Here is an 18541-nt window from a genome sequence, read left to right on the forward strand (position 1 = left end):
AGGAGGCGCCAATGTTTTTACCGCAAGAAATTATTCGTAAAAAGCGTGATGGAGAAGTATTAACTACCGCAGAAATTGAGTTTTTTATTAAAGGTGTTGCAGACGATAGCATTTCCGATAGTCAAATTGGCGCTTTTGCTATGACTATTTTCTTTAATGAAATGACCATGCCCGAACGCATTGCGTTGACCTGTGCAATGCGTGACTCTGGAATGGTGATGAATTGGGAGCATATGGATTTTTCTGGTCCAATTGTTGATAAACATTCAACCGGTGGGGTTGGAGATGTTACGTCATTAATTTTAGGCCCTTTAGTGGCCGCCTGTGGAGGTTTTGTGCCCATGATCTCTGGGCGAGGTTTGGGACATACGGGAGGTACATTAGATAAGCTTGAATCTATTCCTGGTTATAATATTACTCCAAATAATGCCGTTTTTGGTCAAGTGACTAAGGATGCTGGCGTTGCGATTATTGGTCAAACTGGGGATTTAGCGCCGGCAGATAAACGTGTTTATGCGGTGCGAGATATTACTGCGACAGTTGATAATATTAGTTTAATTACGGCGTCGATTTTATCTAAAAAACTGGCCGCAGGACTTGATTCATTAGTGATGGATGTGAAAGTGGGCTCTGGTGCATTTATGCCTACTTATGAAGATTCTGAAGCCTTGGCTAAATCAATTGTGGCGGTCGCAAATGGTGCGGGCACGAAAACCACGGCGATTTTAACTGATATGAACCAAGTGCTTGCTTCTTCGGCGGGAAATGCATTAGAAGTGCGTGAGTCGGTGCGATTTTTGACCGGTGAATATCAAAATCCTCGTTTATATGAAATTACCATGACCCTTTGTGCAGAAATGCTTGTACTTGGTGGATTAGCTGAAAGTAGTGAGCAAGCACGCCAAAAGTTGCAAGCAGTATTAGATGACGGCCGTGCAGCGCAGTGCTTTGCTAAAATGGTAACAGGTTTAGGTGGGCCTAAAGATTTTGTCGAAAATTATGACCATTACCTAGAAAAAGCCGATATTATCAAGCCGGTATTTGCAGCGCAATCAGGTACCGTTTATGCAATGGATACGCGTGCAATCGGCATGGCAGTGGTCAGTATGGGCGGAGGACGGCGAGTGTCGACTGATACTATTGATTATGCCGTTGGCTTTGATGATTTTATTCGTTTAGGTGATATCGCGGATCAAGAAACTCCTCTTGCTGTGATTCATGCTCGTAACGAATCGCAGTGGCAAGAGGCGGCTGAAGCATTACGTAAAGCGATTAAAGTTGGCTGTGAAGCATACCAATCAACACCCGATGTGTATGGTCAAATAAGAGCAGAAGATCTTTAGTAACTACTCCGCACCCATTAAAATTTCATGAATTTTGTCATAAATAGAGTGTAAATACTCAGGGATAAGCCATTTATGCTTAGTTCAAGGCGAAAAAGCGCAGTTTAGTGGTTTAAATGAGCATTTTTCAACGATGAAATAAGCTTAAAGGGCGACGGCCTGAGTAGTTACGATCTTTAATATCACACCTAGCTAGTTGCTCGGCTCAATGTCGGTAACTTAACCAACGATTTGATTGCGGCCATTGTTTTTGGCTTGATATAATTTATCGTCAGCTTGTTTAATCATTTCATCGGCCGTTATTTTATGGCTGGTGACAATGCCGCCGCTAATTGTAATTATTTTGTCTACTTGCGCAAAGTTATGCGCCTCGATTTTCTTCCGTATCCGTTGTGCGATTTCGAAGGTAGTGGCGTTTTCTGTATTCGGTAGGATAACCACCATTTCTTCTCCACCATAACGGCCAACATAGTCATTATCTCTTACTGTACTTTGAATTATTTCAGCGATTTTTATTAGTACAACATCACCGGTTTGATGACCGTATTGATCATTTACTTCTTTGAATAGATCAATATCAAACATAATTAATGAGATATTTTGTTTACTTTCCATTGCCTGTGAGACTAATGAAGAAAAGGTTTTATTAATATAGCGACGGTTAAATAAGCCGGTTAATTCATCCTTGTAGAGCAGGGTATTGATTCTGTGAGTCATTTGATTGGAGACAACGGCTAAATTTTTAAAGTCATTGTATTCAACGGTTTCAACATCTATCATGCTTAAATTATGTGATGATTTTTCCATATTTTTAACAAATAAGGTGATGTTTTTATTGATCGAAGAAACAGCGAGTTTGGCCATTAATAAGCTAATAATAAAAATAAATGCCAAGAGTAAAATGATTTTAGTAATTTCTGCTCGCACGTAATGCTGTAATTCTAGTTTTTTATTCGCAACGAGATTTTCTAAAAATTGCATATCAATACCTGAACCAACGACCCAATTCCAATCTGGTATTGAAGTCACATAGGTTAGTTTCTTCATCGAGCCTTTATTATTGGGCTTAGGCCAGTAGTGGGTTAAAAACCCGCCATGTTGTGGCGATTGAGAAATTTTAAGCTGTTCTTGAAAGACTTTAACGCCGTTTAGATCTTCTAAATCGTAATTATTTTGGCCGATCATCTCGGGGAATAATCCATTTGCGAGTTCAATCCCTTCAGTATCATGAATAAATATATATTGTTGATTAAAGTGACCGTAGTTTAGTTGGTTAACATAAGCTTTGATTTCATTTTGAATTTGTGACGAGACATTATCAACATATTCTCCGGTACCAATATACCAATTATAGGGAGGGAAGGCTCTGACATAGGTGATTTTCTTAAAGTCACTGTGTGAAACTCCTGGCTTTCTCCAGTAGCCATTTAAATAACCAGCGCCTTGTTTTTTAACTAATTCTATTTCTTCTCGAAGTGCATAATTACCGCGATCATCCTGTAAATCTATCAGGTTTTTACCTTCATTATTTGGAATGGTCGGATAAAGGATGACTTCTCCTTTTAAGGTATCAATAAAGTAATAACCACGACCATCATTGAAACGAATATCACGAAGTGTGGCGATAATTTGGGATTTTATTTCACTGGGAGGCAACTTACCTTTATTTTTTTCATAGATTCCTTGGATGATTGAATAAGCATTATCAACGCGTTCATGCAGGTCTTTTTTAAGGATATCTTCGGTGGTTTGCTTTCTGTATTCGATAAATTGCACTAGCGAGTCGACACTATTTTTGATTTCTGTTTTCATATTAAGAATATGAATATCTCGAATTTGAGAGGATTCCGCTTTAAACCGTTCTTGAACTGCATGAATCCAAAGAGATCCGGTAATCAACAAAGTGATTGCAGCAAGCAAACAAATACTTATAAAAATAGTTATGGTGAGGTTTTGCCTTTTCACTAAGCATTCCTTGGTGTGAAATTTAATCATTCTTGATCTAGTTTAATGCCAGTCATTGGCTTTACCCATTGCGCTTCAATATGTATTTTGATTGGTAATAGGGATATATATTGCGCATCATTCTAGCAACAAGCCTAGCTTACAACAATTTTTAAATCATTAAATATCACGAACAAATCATTATTAAATTTAATCGCAATTTTTGCCTGAATTTTCCCCCTTTTGATAAAGGCTCATCTACAGTAAAGAGATGAGATACTTTCTAGGACAAAATTTGCCATTATTATTGCTTTTATTGATAGGTTTTTCATCATTTGCTTATTCAGTGACTTGTCCCTACACACCTTGGGATAAGACCGCCGTTATGCAGCAAATTAATGATGGCGATACGATAACGCTAAGTGGCGGCCAACGCGTTCGATTTATTGGTATTAATACGCCTGAGATAAATTACCGGCACTTACATAAATCGGCACCCTATGCATTACAAGCGAAAGCATTAATTGAGAAGTATGTACGTATTGGCGATCCTGTTCATTTGGTGTTTGATAATACTAAACGCGATAAATACGGCAGACTATTAGCTTATGTTTATAGTAAAACGGGTCGTAATTTGTCTATTTTACAATTACAAAGCGGATTCGCTAAACAATGGGTGATAGGCGACAATGATCGTTTTTGGCAATGTCAGAAGCAGGCAGAGAAACAAGCGCGTTTGGCCAACAAAGGAATTTGGTCTGAGTTTGAGCCTTTACTTGCAGCAAAGTTAACAAAAAAAGATAAAGGTTATCGGTATATTCGAGGTGAAATTAGCGCAGTTAAGTTGAATCAAAAAGGGCTGCGATTAACACTCGGAAATCGATTAACTATATGGATCAGTGTCCATCATCTAAGTCGATTTTCAGCACTGAAGATGACATTTAATCAAGGGGATAAGTTATTGGTCACGGGAAAGGTGTTCCTCTCTCGTGAGCAATTGAAAATGAATATTTATCATCCCGTTCAGGTACTGAGCGAATAATATCAAGGTGTAATTAATGGTGTTATCACGCCTTCCTCTGGGCAAATTGCGACACAACGCGGTGATTCATTATCACTGCATTCGTTGCAACGTGTTGGATTGATCACAAAGGTATTATTTTCAATACTGATTGCCTGCGTCGGACACACGGTGTCACAGGCGTAGCAGACAATGCAGTCTTTCCCTATTTGTAGTGCCATATTAAACCCTTTCTAGGACTTGGCGTTTTGACCATTTTGCTTCGGCAACTTTTACATACTGAGCAAAAATATCAGCGAGTGCAGAATGTACACTATGGTAGGCATAATCGGTGACCGGTTTAATATTTTCAGCCTCTAATGCTTCCGTTGGTGGTGTACCAATACGGCTACATAAAACGAGATCGACACCATGTAATGCTTTGATTGTACTTTGTAAATTATTGTCATGACTCGTTGGCATATCATTACAATCATCTGCCCCATTGCAATAGCGGGTTATTCTTCGTTCACCAATAAAATGCTGTTCATGGCGAGTGACAAGGTAGACTTTAAAACAATCTGCGTGACCAAAATGAAGATCAATTTGCGCATTATTTTTAGTGGCAACGGCGACCACTAAGGAAGACTGTGTTTCTGATATACCTTTGCTCACCACTGCAGATTGAAAGCGACAGCGATCTTGCATCGTTTGTTTGTAATCATCTGCGATAGGTTTGAGTGCTTCAATATTAAATTCGCTACTGCGATCTTCTTCTAGCATACCAATCGCATCGGCACGACATTGCTGGCAATGCTTCATTTGGCTTACATTTAACCCCGCCAGTTCGCGAACTTGATTAAGCTCCGATTCAAGTGGTTCTCTTTGCCCCGTTAATCCGAAATGCGTACCGTGTTCGGGTTTACTGATAAGCGGCATAATATTGTGTAGGAAAACATCATTACGTCGTAGTTCTTCACTTAAGTTGGGTAAGTTATCGTCATTGATGCCTGGAATTAATACCGAGTTAATTTTAGTCAGTATGCCAGCTTTTGCTAATGCAATAACGCCTTGTATTTGTCGATCAATCAGGATCCTTGCACCTTCGACTCCCTTATAACGTTTGCCATCAAGGTAAATCCATTTATAGATTTGTGCACCAATGACTTCATCGAGTGTATTGATGGTTACCGTGACATGATCCACGCCGTATTTAAGTAAATCATCAATATGCTCAATTAATGTTAACCCATTGGTTGATAGGCAAAGCTTAATATCGGGCATCGCTTCTCGAATTAACTCTAACGTTCTAAAAGTGCGTACGGGGTTTGCGAGGGGATCGCCAGGTCCTGCAATACCAATAACAGAGAGTTGTGGAATGGCTTTTGCGACGGCTTGTGCCTTCAGTAATGCTTGCTCTGGTGAGAGTAATTCAGAAACGACACCAGGACGAGATTCATTTGAGCAATCATATTTTCGATTACAGTAATTACATTGAATATTACAAGCTGGCGCAACGGGAAGATGCATACGTGCATACTTATGATGTGCATCATTGGAATAGCATGGGTGGTTTGCTACTTTTTGTAGTTGCGATTCGCCAAAGGTAGAAGCTGAATTTTTTATCCCTGGAGTTAACAGATCGCTTTCACATTTTGATTTGCAGCTAGGTCGCGTTGCTTTTTCTACAACTGCATTTGTGCTGGTATTGTTATGATTCATAAGTCTCTACCTGATAAAGAATGATTACGTGCTTGTAACGTAGCAACCTTTGTACCAGTGAGATTTTAAAACTTAATAGATTGAAAAATATAGATTTATTAATTTTCAATTATGAATGTCTATTATTTTTTGAAGTATAAATTGGTGGTATAGAAGACAATTGTCGCAAAATTTACATCCCCACATAAGCATCATTATTTCGTTTTTAGCCAATGTATCATATCCGACAAACATAACATTGCTTCCTACACCGTTCTGTATTTACCGTTGTTATTTTTTTTAACCATATGAAAAATAATGTTTTATTTGTTTGGTCTAAGTTTTGCAGCAGTGCCTCTAACGGATTCAAACGTATTGCAAATGTAAAATTCATACAATAGATAGCAAATATATGACGAGGTGTTTATGTGGAACTATTCAGAAACAGTAAAAGATCATTTTTTTAATCCAAGAAACGCAAAGGCGTTGGACGATGCCAATGCAACCGGTGATGTTGGTTCTATCAGTTGTGGTGATGCATTACGCCTTACATTAAAAGTGAATGATGACACCGAGATTATTGAAGAGGCTGGATTTCAAACCTTTGGTTGTGGAAGTGCAATTGCTTCTTCATCGGCATTAACGGAATTAATTATCGGTAAAACAATTGCTGAAGCGGAGCAGGTGACTAATCAAGAAATCGTTGATTATCTTGGGGGCTTACCCGCAGAAAAAATGCACTGTTCGGTAATGGGTCAGGAAGCCTTAGAGGCGGCGATTGCAAATTATCGTGGCATTGAGCTAGTCGATGATGATCATGCAGAAGGTAAATTAATCTGTCGTTGTTTTGCTGTCGATGAAGGAAAAATTACGCGTGCAGTTCAAAAGCATGGTTTAACCACCATCGAAGATGTTATCAACTACACCAAAGCGGGTGGGGCTTGTACAAGTTGCCATGAAAAAATAGAAATGGTGATTGATACGGTGATGGCTGCGAAGCAAACGCCTGAAGTGAATGCTTCTGAAAGTATTCCCGTTAAAACGGTCACTTCTTTACCTCCAACGAGCGGGTTTACTCAAAAAATCTTAGAAGTCATTGGCGATCTACGTCCTTATTTACAAGCTGATGGTGGTGATGTGACGTTAGTGAAAGCGAGTGAAAATCTTATCGTGGTCAGTTTATCGGGTGCCTGTACAGGGTGCATGATGACGGACATGACATTGGGATGGTTACAACAGCAAATCAGTGAAGCACTCGGTTGGGCAATTCCCGTGGTTAATCATCAACCAGTACATACCGAAGTAATCGCATAATCGTGATGTTATTCAAAGAATTAAGTAGGAGTAAACAATAATGATTAAACCAATTTATTTAGATAATAATGCCACCACGAAAGTCGATTCAATGGCCGTTGAAGCAATGATGCCTTTGTTTACCCAACAATTTGGGAATCCTTCTTCTATTCATAGCTTTGGTGATCAAGTCGGCGCTAAATTAAAAGTAGCCCGTAAACAAGTTGCAGATTTAATTGGTGCTTTGCATGATAGTGAAGTGATTTTTACATCCTGTGCGACGGAATCAACAACCACTGCTATCTATTCTGCATTGAAGGTGAGTCCGAATAAAAAAGAAATTATAACAACCACGGTTGAGCATCCCGCGACTCTCGATGTCTGTGAACAACTCGAGCGCGAAGGTTATACAATTCATCGTTTGCCGGTGAATAAAAAAGGACAGTTAGACCTTGAGCAATATGCTAGCTTATTAACTGACAATGTCGCGTTAGTTACGGTTATGTGGGCTAACAATGAAACAGGCACGATTTTCCCCGTACCAGAAATGGCTAAATTAGCGAAACAGAAAGGTATCCTGTTTCATACCGATGCTGTACAAGTGATTGGGAAAATGGAAATTGATGTGCAGGATACGGATATCGATATGCTGTCTTTTTCTGGACATAAATTACATGCACCGAAGGGTATTGGCGCATTGTATGTGCGACGTGGTGTACGTTATCGACCGCTATTGCGTGGTGGGCATCAAGAACGTGGCCGTCGTGCTGGGACTGAAAATAGCGCAAGTATCGTTGCATTCGGTGTGGCGGCAGAGCAAGCTGAATTACATTTAAGTACTATTAATACGAAAATAAAAGCGTTACGCGATAAGCTTGAAGAAGGGATCCTCTCACAGGTACCGCATACTTTTGTGACGGGAGATCCTGATAATCGTGTTGCAACAACCTGTAATATAGCCTTTGAATATGTTGAGGGTGAAGCTATTTTAATGTTGTTAAATCAACATGGTATTGCGGCATCAAGTGGTAGTGCATGTACTTCTGGCTCACTTGAACCCTCCCACGTTATGCAGGCAATGCAAATTCCCTTCACAGCAGCACATGGCACTATTCGTTTTTCACTTTCCCGTTACACGCGAGAAAGAGAAATTAATAAAGTCATTGAAGTGGTGCCAGAAATTATTGCTAAATTACGTGATTTCTCTCCCTATTGGAAAGATGGTCAACCGCTTGATATTGAAGCCTTTGAACCTGCTGTCGCTTAATCAAATTCAGGTGTTGTTATGGTTACGATTAATGATACAACCCTCCGAGATGGAGAGCAAACCGCCGGCGTTGCATTTAACCGTCAGGAAAAAATAGCCCTTGCGACGATGTTAGTTAATGCAGGGGTTGAGCATCTTGAGGTTGGGATTCCTGTGATGGGAAAAGAGGAATGTTTAACCATTGCCGCGATCCGTCAGGCGTTACCAAATAGCACCTTGATGGCTTGGTGTCGGGCTAAAAAGTCTGAAATTAAAATGACCGCCGCATTGAAGGTAGATTGGGTCGATATTTCAATTCCAAGTTCTCAACAGATGATTGAACATAAATTAAAGTCGACTAAAAAACAGTTATTGGCGGATATGCAAAAATGTATTCGTTATGCGGTTGCTAAAGGCTTGAAAGTTTGTATCGGCTGTGAAGATGCATCTCGTGCGGAACCGGATTTCCTGGTGAAAATCGCAACTTTAGGAGCGATGGCAGGTGCAATGCGTTTACGCTACGCAGATACCCTTGGCATATTAGAGCCTTTTACTGCCTACGATAACATTAAATATTTAGTTAAACAGCAGCCTTTACCCATTGAGATTCATTGCCATGATGATTTGGGAATGGCAACTGCAAACACATTGGCTGCAATTAAGGCTGGGGCACAATTTGCTAATACCACAGTGATAGGTTTAGGCGAGCGGGCAGGTAATGCGCCATTAGAAGAGGTGGTGATTGCCTTAGAACAATGTTATCAGCAGTCTACTGGGATCCATATTGATCACTTTCCGGCTTTATGTGATGCCGTTTCAAAGGCGTCAGGGCGTCTTGTTCCCGGTCAAAAAAGTTTAGTGGGTGCACAGGTGTTTACCCATGAGTCGGGGATTCATGTTGATGGTTTAGTCAAAGATGTGCGCAATTATCAAGGTGTTGATCCGCATTTATTAGGCCGTCATCATACCCTCGTATTAGGAAAACATTCCGGACTAGGTGCTGTTCAAGCTGTTTTTTCTCGTATTGGTATTTCCCTAGATAAGGTACAAACCGATAAATTATTACACGCTGTTCAAACCTTTGCAGAGCAATGTAAGCGTAACCCCTCCGATGAAGAATTGCTGGGAATGAGAAATCAAATGTGCTCGAACACCAATACTGCGTTATAACATTCGATAAGGACTAGTCATTAAAGATGTAAAGTCTTGTTTTTACATCTACCGATAGAGGATTAACGCAGTTAATCGCTCGAAAGGTCATCATGTTACGCCTTGCCTTGGTATCCGAACTAGTGACTGATAAACGCATCTTGATTGGTAACGGGTATAGATCCCAAATTAAGTATATAAGGAAAATGAAAATGGATGAGACCTTTGATTACGGTGAAAAAGTGCGAGTTATTCGAAATATAAGAAATGATGGGACATTTATGGGGGCGGATCGTGGCACCTTATTGGTACGGCGTGGGAGTATTGGTTTTATAAAAAGCATGGGGAAATTTTTGCAAGATCAGGTTATCTACCAAGTACAATTTCTTGAACAGGGATTTACCATTGGATGTCGAGATACTGAAGTGGCCGGAATAGACGAGCCTTGGATTGAACGTTTATTTGAAAGAGGCGACAAAGTAAGTGTTCAGAGGTCTTTGGCTAGTGGTGGGGAAGTGGTTGTTAGTAATGGGGATATTGGGACAATATTGGGTATTGAAAATAAAGAGCAACCATTAACTTACCGTGTTTCTTTCGATCGCAGTGAAGGTGTTGATTCAAATTCCTGGGTTATCCCCGAGAGCGTGCTAAAGCTGGATACCGCTGCTCCTGCACTATTAGGGAGATATTCATGAGTAAATTACTTTCACCCGAATACACTATCAATAAACAGTATCAATTGATCAAGTTGGCGTGGAATCATTATCAAAGCGCCCCTGAAAATCTCGATAATGAAGTCCTTGCTGCATTGCATAAACAAGTCGATGTTGTGCTTCGTTTAATGGTCGCTGTATTAGCCAGTGATGAAGCAAAAACTGAGCAAGTTAAGCCGCAGGAAGTTGAGTTTATTATTGAACAGTTAAAGCAACAGTTTGATAATCCAGAAAGCTTTGATTTATCACTAGAGCAACAAGAATTGACCAAGGAAGCGTTAAATTTAGCGATTTATCAAGATCTTCTTTGTGAAAAAACCATTGAATCACAAAGCCAACATTATCCACGAGCAACATATCAAGAAGCGAAGGCTTACTATGATAAAAATAAAGCGCGTTTTCACCATCCAGAACGTCGAAAAGTGAGTCACTTGTTAATTACAATCAACGATGAATTTGCTGAAAATAAAAGGGCACTGGCAGAAAAGAGAATAATCGGTATTAAAAAACAGTTAGATAATGACATCAGTCAGTTTGCAGAACTGGCCGCGAAATATTCGGAATGTCCAACGTCTTTAAATCAAGGATTAGTTGGTTTAGTTTCTCGTGGTCAACTTTATCCTGAATTAGAGTTAGTTTTATTTACGATGGAACCACAAACCATTAGCTCAGTAGTAGAAAGTGAAATTGGGTTGCATTTGTTACTTTGCCATGAAGTTTATCCAGCAGGAAATACACCTGAAGCCGATGCCATTGAAGCTGTGCTCAAACAACTTAATGAGCATCGGAAGAAAAAGGCTGAAAAAAAGTGGGTGAGTAGTTTATTGACAGTGGGCATAAGCCGTTGAAATTGAATATGCGTTATTCCATGTTGTTAATAATTGGTATTTATTAACAACACGTTCTAGTTGTTCATCGTTTAAATCTTTAGCGACATTCATGGTGTTAAGTCCAATATCTTGATGTTCGGGAAGCACAAATAAACGATTTGATAGAGACCTGCTATCATCGACTTTTTTGCAAAGAGTATTATTGATCATGGCCATTGCCTTTAACCATACATCATCTGCTAAGCGGCAAATATCCATAAAAACTTCTTCATTAAAAACTTCCCTGTTAAAGCAACCTGATGGATATAAAACGCCTCCAACACCAGTTAAAAAAATATTGTGCGATGGGGAACAATTGGATGTGTTTTTGTTCCAATTATTATATTTTTGCAGCGTTCCCTTTTTAGTTAAAGTTATTTCATGAGCGCGATGACCAATGATAATACCCGGATAATTTTGACTGTCCTTTAACAAGATTTCCAACATGTCATAGGGATAGATGATGTCATCATCTATTGTTATGATATTTGATGTAGGGCATTCAAGCAGTGTTGGGATTATTTTGGTATAAGATTTCAAATTACGGCAATATTTAATTTCTAATCCGCGTTTATTTTGTCGTAATAAAATAGAGGGAAGCATGTCGGTTGAGAATTCATTTTCATCTAACCATAAAATAATACGACTTGGCTTTATGGATTGCTGTGCAATTGATTCTATTGCTAAATGAACATCATGGATTCGTTTAGAATGGGTGGTTAAACTCACTACTAAGTTATTGTTATGATTAGATGAATCGATCATTTTCTGGGTACTATTTATCGCTATTGATTGCAGTTCATTACACCTAAGAACTCTTTTTGTTATGTTTTCAAGTCGACGCATATTTCGTAAACTTTGATTTTTATTCTTTATATTTTTTTTGAATCGTCTAAAAATTGCTGGGAACATATATTATCTCTTATGCAAATATCAAAATTTATTTTTTGACTAAAAAATTGATTAAATCGGTATAGCCTAGTTGCTGAACTAGTTCATCATCCAATCGCTCCAAAATTAATTCGATATCAGATAACGTATAACGGTTCATATATTGATGGTCTTGATAGCTACTTTTATTGAATGATTGTGTGGACTCATATTCTTCTAGAATCACAAATTTGTGATTGTCCTTCATTCGCTTTACTTGTTTAGTTGGAAATTTAAGTGGGCCTTTTTTCTTCACAATGTTTATTTGTTTTGCAATTTGATTGATATATGTTTCTGGATTTTCAAGTAAAGCTTCATAACTAATATGGGTGAAATTAGGGCTTGAAAGGTAGTTCCAATTCATCATATTCCAAAGTTCAATTGGGCTAGAAAATCGAAGTGATGGTGAGTTTATTTGTCCTGAATCGCGGATTATTATCTTGCTTGCAATAAATTGAGAAAACTCTTTTTCAGCCTGAATATTCTTGTCCACCGATTCAAAGTAGTTAAAAAGAGAAACCAGAAAAGAGAAAGGATTTTTAGTTACAAATACACCCGCATCAAAGGAAACAGTATGATCTAGTGACGAGCCCTTTGTTATGATAGGGATAAAACCATGCTTCCAACCAAACAGATCATTTTTAACTTGGCAATGAAAATTTGTTTCTAATAATGTTTTGGTGTAATTAGTACCACTTCTAAAGCAACCTGCGATTGCAATTCGTTTTTGATGTTTTACCGACAGCATATTTAATGTGTACTGTTTTATCTTTTTGAATTTTAATTTTGTTTTTTGAAGCTTGCCGTTACACATTTATTTTCCAATTAAATAGACTTTATTGGGCTCCTATTTGATACAAATGATCTGTGGTGAGTTGATGATTATTACGCACAAATATTTATCATAAGTTAGCCTCTTACTGATTTTTGCACATAATAGCTTGCTCGTTGATGTATGTCTTAGAGCTATAAACGTTTACTTTTTTATTACTTATTAATCGCTTGATCATGCCTTAATATGCACTGATTAATATGTCTTTTACGATGTTTTCTAGGTTGCTAGGGGATATAAAGATGAAGGAAAGTGTGTGGGAGGGGAGTTACTTTTCGAATAGGGTCTGATTTCGGCCATTATTTTTCGCTTGATATAGTGCTTTATCTGCGATTGAGTAGAGTTCGTCAATACTTGTAAGATTGTTGCTCGTGACGGCTAAGCCAATGCTGATGGTTATATTTATTGTATTGCCGTTAAATAAGTAATGTTGTTCACTGATTTTTTGTCGGAATTTATCCATTGTTTTTAAAGCTTCATTGGTTGATGATTGCGGTAGTAAAATGGCAAACTCTTCACCACCAATTCGACCGTAGATATCTGACTCTCTAAAGAATTGTTTATATTCCTTCGCAAGGCGTTTTAGTACTTCATCTCCCGTAGGGTGTCCAAAACTATCATTGATATTTTTAAAATTATCGATATCAATAATTGCCATAGCTAACACTGTGTTATATCGCTGACTTTGAGTGAGCATCTCCTTGGCTTTAGATAAAAAGTAGCGTCGATTAAATAATCCAGTTAAATCATCGCGATTGGCTAATTTATTGAGCTGTTCTTCTAATTGAGTGCGTCTGTTTACCTCTTCACTTAAACGCTCTCTTTCTGTTTCTAGTTTATATCTTTGTTTTCGAACGGTTTCAATATAACGGCTGCGTGAGTATTCAAGCCAAGAAGTAATACTGAGTACGGTAAGGTAAATAATACAAAAACGGACTTCAAACTCAAAGTGCTGATTAATTTGTATTGTAGTATTAAATTGTAAACTGGTTATTACTGCGACTAAGAGAAATAAACTCCATTTAACGCCGATTCGGTGACCGAATAAGAAAATACTCAGTAGTGGATAAACATAACACCATAAGATTTGCCCTTCTGGGATATTACCGTAATTTGAAACTAGCAGTAGCATCGCCATAAAAACACAATTATTGGTATGGTAAATTACATTTAATGATTTAACTTTTGGAATAATAAATAGGCAAGAAAAAATAAAGACTAAAAAACACGCAACGGTGATAGCAATATTGTAGTGTTCGAGCAGAATGTTTTTGGTGATGAAAATAAAGCTTAACGGAATAGCTATAATCGATAGCCAGATATAATGATTTAAACGCAGTATATCATTACAATCTTGGCAATTGCTTTTAGTGACAATCTGGTCAACAAATCGTTGGATTCTTTCTAAACTAAAATGCATAAATCCCCATTAACAATGACTCATTTTTTAAATAGTTATCCTGTTTTCTTTGCTTTACCTTTACAGTTGATATTGAGCCATGATGACAATATCTTGATAGTTGCCTGAATAAAAACGGGCATGTTTTTTTACCCCTTCAATACTGAACCCACATTTTTTATATAGTGCAATGGCTGACTGATTATCCGAAAACACTTCTAATTCTAAACGTGTTAATGATTGGCTAAATGCATGGTCGATGGTTTTTTGCAGTAATTGCAAGCCAATTCCTTTACTGCGGAATTGATTTAAGACACCCATACCAAGGTGACCAACATGCGTCATGGTGTTACGCTCTAATGGGACAATATCTGCCCAGCCTATAATTTTATTGTTATATAGAGCAACATACTGAGCATTATTGTTTGCGACGTTATTTTTAACAAAATTTTCCATCTTTTCATAAGGTGGTGGTGTAGTGGTTAATAAATAAACGCCTTCACTGGCAACGGAACAAAGCGCATCATAAAACCCACTGGCATCATTATTCTGTATTTTTCTGATTTCAATATCCATGTCGACAACTTTACGTTAAACAATAAGGTACGTTATACCTTAGTTTTAATTAATACAATGAGTTATCTATCATAACATGGAAATAATTGGTTGCGCATTGTCCTGGGGGAGCTTGATATCTGTATTTATGGAGGAGGTGGGAAAAGGTATGAGCAATGAGCAAGCCGTGAGGCAACTATTTTGTTGCTATAAAGTCTTGATATCATCAGTTAGATCGTTAATGAGAATCCATTCATTTCAGGACTTGCTAATTTTATGTTTTAAATGGTAATGGGATATACATCTTAATGAGTAACTTTTTTCTTTTTAAGTATTGTTAAACCGAACAATCCAAAAGCAAGAAATGCAAAAGGTGCTGGTGCAGGTACGCTAGTAGAAGCGGAGTTATAGGTGAAGTCATCCAAAACATACCAGAAAGCGTCACTTGTAAAAGTTAAGTATGAAACATTATCAAAAATACCCGCAACCCAAGAGTATTCTTGATTAACAGCAACTTGTCCGGTTGTGCCAATCATTTGATCGTATTGATCAAAGGCTGAAATAGAAACCCATTTAGCAACATTGGTTAATGATGGCGTAGCTATCCAAACACCATCAAAGTCAAAGGGAGTATTTGCGCTAATCGTTAAGTTTTTGTCTGCTCGGAAATTTGAAAGGTATTGGCTACCTGATAGTGCTGCATCGGCATAATTATTATTGCTAACATTACCCACTGCCCAATTATGCTCCCAAGTAAAACCGGCGTATTCATTTTGATCAATCGACGCTAAAGTTACATATGGAGTATCAAGTTTAATATCTTCGAAATTTAATACCGTTGCGTTGATATTCATAGTAAACAATAGACCTATCAGAATATTAATTGTTTTTATCATTTTATTATTCCTTAAGCGATTATTAGAAGATGGATTGTGCAAGAAGGTTATATAAATATAGCATAAATGTTAAGAATTTTCATTCCCGTTTGTTGATGCTTTGTATTTATTTTGTGTTTTTTATTTTCATTGTTTGCACCTGTTTTTTGTGTAAAGAATGCCTAAATGATAATTCGCTGATACATTCCATTGAATACGTTATTTTCTTTGCTAAAAATAGCCTGTTTGAATAAGCAAAATACTGGGTTTACTACTGAGTATATATGACATAGTAAACCCACTGTAATAAGGGGAGTTATACGGTAACTATTTTACAAGTGTCGGTAGAACCTGCTTGCATATTGTGACCATGGGTTAATAGTACTAAGTCACCCGTTATTAAATAACCGGCGTCTTTTAAGGTATCGAGTGCTTCACGAATGTATTCATGGCTATTGTTTGTCGGTGATTTAAAGTAAACCGGTGTGACACCTCGGTATAGAGCGCAATAACGTCGAGTTTGGGCTGAATTTGAAAGCGAGTAGATAGGTAAGCCAGAACTCAAGCGTGATATCAATAATGGTGTGGTACCGGACTCTGTTATTGTCACAATCGCTTTAACGCCTTTGGTGTGATTTGCTGCAAACATAGTAGTCATTGCAATCGCTTCACCTAGATCATCGAAGGTACATGCCATTCGGTTGTTAGACACATTAATACTCGGATGTTTCTCTGCGCCCAGACACACTTCGCCCATTGCTTTCACTGTTTCAACGGGGAAGTCTCCCGCAGCGGTTTCACCCGAAAGCATTACTGCATCGGTGCCATCGAGTACTGCATTGGCAACATCCATGACCTCGGCACGAGTCGGCATGGGGGCGCTGATCATCGATTCCATCATTTGTGTTGCAGTAATAACAACACGATTTAAACGGCGCGTTGTCCGGATCATGTTCTTTTGCACTCCGACCAAACGGGCATCGCCAATTTCAACCCCTAAATCGCCACGTGCAACCATCACTACATCGGAAGCGAGAATAATATCTTCCAGTGCTTCTTGGGTTTCAACGGCTTCTGCACGTTCAACTTTTGCTACAATTTTGGCGTCGCAACCTGCTTCAATGGCGAGTTTTCTTGCATAGTGGAGATCATTACCATTCCGGGGGAAGGAAACGGCTAAGTAATCGCAACCGATAGTGGCGGCAGTGATAATATCTTTTTTATCTTTTGCCGTTAACGCGGGAGCAGACAAACCGCCGCCTTGTTTGTTAATCCCTTTATTATTAGAAAGTGGGCCGCCAATTGTTACCATCGTTTCTACTTTATTACCGATTACGGCAGTAACTTTTAGCTGAACGCGTCCGTCGTCAAGTAGTAAAATATCATCCTTATCAACTTCTTGTGGCAAAGTCTTATAATCTAAGCCAACAGCTTGTTGTGTTCCTTGACCTTTTTCGATATCACTATCTAAGGTAAATTTATCACCGACCGCTAACTTAATTTTATTGTTTTTAAAGGTCGATATTCTAATTTTGGGGCCTTGAAGATCGCCCATAATAGCGACTTCTTTTCCTAGGCGTGCTGCAATTTCACGAACTTGCTCTGCGCGTTTTATATGATCAACCGCTTCACCATGAGAAAAGTTCATGCGTACCATATTAGCACCAGCGGCAATGATTTTTTCTAGGTTATTGTCTCTATCTGTTGCTGGGCCTAGCGTGGTTACAATTTTAGTACGTCTGGTCATTCTATACTCCTGTATAAATTAGGGTCTGTCTTAAGCTTAAAATATTCATCTCGTATACCCGTTATCAATCGTCATGAAGTCGTTAATCTCTTGTTTTCTGATTTTCATACATTGAGAGATAACGGGAATATTAGTTAAGCACCGCCAGGTTCACCGGTGAATTCAACGAGTACGTCTTCGTCTGTAATAATGGCTTGGCAAGCAAGACGATATTTAGGGGGTAAATCATTGACTGAAGCGCGCTCTGCATCTTTGACGGATAGTTTGCCAATATTTTTAAGTCCTTCACGTTCTTTATCAGTTAACATTGCACCACGTATATTTTCGCCATCAAGGTGTGTCACTTCAACTAAACAAGAACCGCAACGACCATCGCGGCATTCATGGGGAATATTCACTCCATTTTTTTCTGCGATGCCTAAGATAGCGTCACGCGTCCCAACGACAGGGGTTACTTTTTTATTTTTACGCATAATTGGCGATGAAAAATAGATAGTAGCCATATAACTTCTCCTTTTTTGAATGGATAGGTATTAAATGCGTTATGGGAGGGAAGTGTTTTGAATAAAACGGTTATAAACTGCTGTCGCGCATATATTTCAATCACCATCCTTCTCACATTTAATACATTTTTACCAATAAATAAGTGAATTGGTGTTGAAGTTATTGCAATTCATACGCCATAAGAAAGGAGGGGATTGTATAATAATGAGGTTATTCAAAAATAGAATAGGGTAATGGAATATTAATTAAATACCTTTTAAAACAAGTTGTTATATTTTATTTTAGCGGTGGTTAATTCTTTTTATAAAAAATAATCGTAAATTTCATAGAGGATTTAGTCGACTTCAAAAATCAGTTAATAATACGTTATCGTAAAGGTGACAAAAGGAGGTAACTATTACAATATTGTATGTGTTTAAGTACCAATTTAATTACACCTTC

17 protein-coding genes are annotated in these 18541 nt (G+C 38.2%); 7 read left to right on the forward strand and 10 right to left on the reverse strand.

The genetic code is table 11. The features are described from left to right. Nucleotides 1–11 precede the first annotated feature (11 nt). Nucleotides 12–1343, forward strand: a complete 1332-nt coding sequence (gene deoA, locus ACR30L_RS03455; RefSeq protein WP_435236650.1) for a thymidine phosphorylase — start codon at nucleotides 12–14, stop codon at nucleotides 1341–1343. Between the two features lie 219 nt (nucleotides 1344–1562). On the opposite strand, the gene ACR30L_RS03460 is transcribed toward deoA, so the two are convergent. Then, on the reverse strand, nucleotides 1563–3308 hold the full coding sequence (locus tag ACR30L_RS03460; RefSeq protein ID WP_435236651.1) for a cache domain-containing protein: 1746 nt from the start codon (nucleotides 3306–3308) through the stop codon (nucleotides 1563–1565). A gap of 274 nt (nucleotides 3309–3582) precedes the next feature. On the opposite strand from ACR30L_RS03460, the gene ACR30L_RS03465 reads away from it, so the two are divergent. Next, complete coding sequence (locus ACR30L_RS03465) at nucleotides 3583–4329, forward strand: thermonuclease family protein (RefSeq protein WP_435236652.1); 747 nt, start codon at nucleotides 3583–3585, stop codon at nucleotides 4327–4329. 2 nt (nucleotides 4330–4331) lie between these two features. Here ACR30L_RS03465 and ACR30L_RS03470 read toward each other — a convergent pair whose 3' ends face one another. Together ACR30L_RS03470 and nifB are read right to left on the reverse strand one after the other, a co-directional pair. Next, nucleotides 4332–4529, reverse strand: coding sequence for a DUF362 domain-containing protein (locus tag ACR30L_RS03470; protein ID WP_435236653.1), 198 nt, complete (start codon nucleotides 4527–4529; stop codon nucleotides 4332–4334). 1 nt (nucleotide 4530) lies between these two features. After that, nucleotides 4531–6009, reverse strand: a complete 1479-nt coding sequence (gene nifB / locus ACR30L_RS03475; protein WP_435236654.1) for a nitrogenase cofactor biosynthesis protein NifB — start codon at nucleotides 6007–6009, stop codon at nucleotides 4531–4533. A gap of 405 nt (nucleotides 6010–6414) precedes the next feature. Here nifB and nifU point away from each other — a divergent pair, with 405 nt between their 5' ends. The 5 genes from nifU to nifM all read left to right on the forward strand — a co-directional run bounded on the left by nifU (nucleotide 6415) and on the right by nifM (nucleotide 11237). Continuing rightward, on the forward strand, nucleotides 6415–7302 hold the full coding sequence (gene nifU, locus ACR30L_RS03480; protein ID WP_435236655.1) for a Fe-S cluster assembly protein NifU: 888 nt from the start codon (nucleotides 6415–6417) through the stop codon (nucleotides 7300–7302). A gap of 40 nt (nucleotides 7303–7342) precedes the next feature. Further along, complete coding sequence (nifS, locus tag ACR30L_RS03485) at nucleotides 7343–8548, forward strand: cysteine desulfurase NifS (protein WP_435236656.1); 1206 nt, start codon at nucleotides 7343–7345, stop codon at nucleotides 8546–8548. Between the two features lie 18 nt (nucleotides 8549–8566). After that, nucleotides 8567–9697: a homocitrate synthase gene (nifV, locus tag ACR30L_RS03490; protein WP_435236657.1), complete on the forward strand. Its 1131-nt coding sequence runs from the start codon at nucleotides 8567–8569 to the stop codon at nucleotides 9695–9697. Nucleotides 9698–9888: 191 nt separating this feature from the next. Beyond that, a complete protein-coding gene (locus ACR30L_RS03495) occupies nucleotides 9889–10371 on the forward strand; it encodes a nitrogen fixation protein NifZ (RefSeq protein ID WP_435236658.1) in 483 nt (160 codons plus the stop codon). Next, nucleotides 10368–11237: a nitrogen fixation protein NifM gene (nifM, locus tag ACR30L_RS03500; protein WP_435236659.1), complete on the forward strand. Its 870-nt coding sequence runs from the start codon at nucleotides 10368–10370 to the stop codon at nucleotides 11235–11237. Before ACR30L_RS03495 ends, nifM begins: the two co-directional genes overlap by 4 nt. On the opposite strand, the gene ACR30L_RS03505 is transcribed toward nifM, so the two are convergent. The 7 genes from ACR30L_RS03505 to ACR30L_RS03535 all read right to left on the reverse strand — a co-directional run bounded on the left by ACR30L_RS03505 (nucleotide 11211) and on the right by ACR30L_RS03535 (nucleotide 18099). After that, a complete protein-coding gene (locus ACR30L_RS03505) occupies nucleotides 11211–12170 on the reverse strand; it encodes a glycosyl transferase (RefSeq protein ID WP_435236660.1) in 960 nt (319 codons plus the stop codon). The two genes, nifM and ACR30L_RS03505, sit on opposite strands and share 27 nt — an antisense overlap. A 28-nt stretch (nucleotides 12171–12198) precedes the next feature. Further along, nucleotides 12199–13002, reverse strand: a complete 804-nt coding sequence (locus tag ACR30L_RS03510) for a hypothetical protein (RefSeq protein WP_435236661.1) — start codon at nucleotides 13000–13002, stop codon at nucleotides 12199–12201. A 286-nt stretch (nucleotides 13003–13288) separates the two neighbouring features. Next, nucleotides 13289–14440: a GGDEF domain-containing protein gene (locus ACR30L_RS03515; RefSeq protein ID WP_435236662.1), complete on the reverse strand. Its 1152-nt coding sequence runs from the start codon at nucleotides 14438–14440 to the stop codon at nucleotides 13289–13291. 60 nt (nucleotides 14441–14500) lie between these two features. Continuing rightward, complete coding sequence (locus ACR30L_RS03520) at nucleotides 14501–14995, reverse strand: GNAT family N-acetyltransferase (RefSeq protein ID WP_435236663.1); 495 nt, start codon at nucleotides 14993–14995, stop codon at nucleotides 14501–14503. A 284-nt stretch (nucleotides 14996–15279) separates the two neighbouring features. Next, complete coding sequence (locus ACR30L_RS03525; RefSeq protein WP_435236664.1) at nucleotides 15280–15870, reverse strand: hypothetical protein; 591 nt, start codon at nucleotides 15868–15870, stop codon at nucleotides 15280–15282. A gap of 295 nt (nucleotides 15871–16165) precedes the next feature. Beyond that, complete coding sequence (gene pyk, locus ACR30L_RS03530; protein WP_435236665.1) at nucleotides 16166–17596, reverse strand: pyruvate kinase; 1431 nt, start codon at nucleotides 17594–17596, stop codon at nucleotides 16166–16168. Between the two features lie 134 nt (nucleotides 17597–17730). Then, on the reverse strand, nucleotides 17731–18099 hold the full coding sequence (locus ACR30L_RS03535) for a 2Fe-2S iron-sulfur cluster-binding protein (RefSeq protein WP_435236666.1): 369 nt from the start codon (nucleotides 18097–18099) through the stop codon (nucleotides 17731–17733). Nucleotides 18100–18541: the final 442 nt, after the last annotated feature.

It is taken from the genome of Psychromonas saccharinae (genome assembly GCF_051201515.1).
Lineage (GTDB): Bacteria > Pseudomonadota > Gammaproteobacteria > Enterobacterales > Psychromonadaceae > Psychromonas.

Bases quoted from the DNA above. Each gene is read 5' to 3' on its own strand.
- nifB (WP_435236654.1), bottom strand. From the start codon at position 6,009: ATGAATCATAACAATACCAGCACAAATGCAGTTGTAGAAAAAGCAACG.
- ACR30L_RS03505 (WP_435236660.1), bottom strand. From the start codon at position 12,170: ATGTTCCCAGCAATTTTTAGACGATTCAAAAAAAATATAAAGAATAAA.
- deoA (WP_435236650.1), top strand. From the start codon at position 12: ATGTTTTTACCGCAAGAAATTATTCGTAAAAAGCGTGATGGAGAAGTA.
- ACR30L_RS03495 (WP_435236658.1), top strand. From the start codon at position 9,889: ATGGATGAGACCTTTGATTACGGTGAAAAAGTGCGAGTTATTCGAAAT.
- nifV (WP_435236657.1), top strand. From the start codon at position 8,567: ATGGTTACGATTAATGATACAACCCTCCGAGATGGAGAGCAAACCGCC.
- ACR30L_RS03520 (WP_435236663.1), bottom strand. From the start codon at position 14,995: ATGGATATTGAAATCAGAAAAATACAGAATAATGATGCCAGTGGGTTT.
- ACR30L_RS03515 (WP_435236662.1), bottom strand. From the start codon at position 14,440: ATGCATTTTAGTTTAGAAAGAATCCAACGATTTGTTGACCAGATTGTC.
- ACR30L_RS03535 (WP_435236666.1), bottom strand. From the start codon at position 18,099: ATGGCTACTATCTATTTTTCATCGCCAATTATGCGTAAAAATAAAAAA.
- ACR30L_RS03470 (WP_435236653.1), bottom strand. From the start codon at position 4,529: ATGGCACTACAAATAGGGAAAGACTGCATTGTCTGCTACGCCTGTGAC.
- nifS (WP_435236656.1), top strand. From the start codon at position 7,343: ATGATTAAACCAATTTATTTAGATAATAATGCCACCACGAAAGTCGAT.
- ACR30L_RS03525 (WP_435236664.1), bottom strand. From the start codon at position 15,870: ATGATAAAAACAATTAATATTCTGATAGGTCTATTGTTTACTATGAAT.
- nifM (WP_435236659.1), top strand. From the start codon at position 10,368: ATGAGTAAATTACTTTCACCCGAATACACTATCAATAAACAGTATCAA.
- ACR30L_RS03510 (WP_435236661.1), bottom strand. From the start codon at position 13,002: ATGTGTAACGGCAAGCTTCAAAAAACAAAATTAAAATTCAAAAAGATA.
- pyk (WP_435236665.1), bottom strand. From the start codon at position 17,596: ATGACCAGACGTACTAAAATTGTAACCACGCTAGGCCCAGCAACAGAT.
- nifU (WP_435236655.1), top strand. From the start codon at position 6,415: ATGTGGAACTATTCAGAAACAGTAAAAGATCATTTTTTTAATCCAAGA.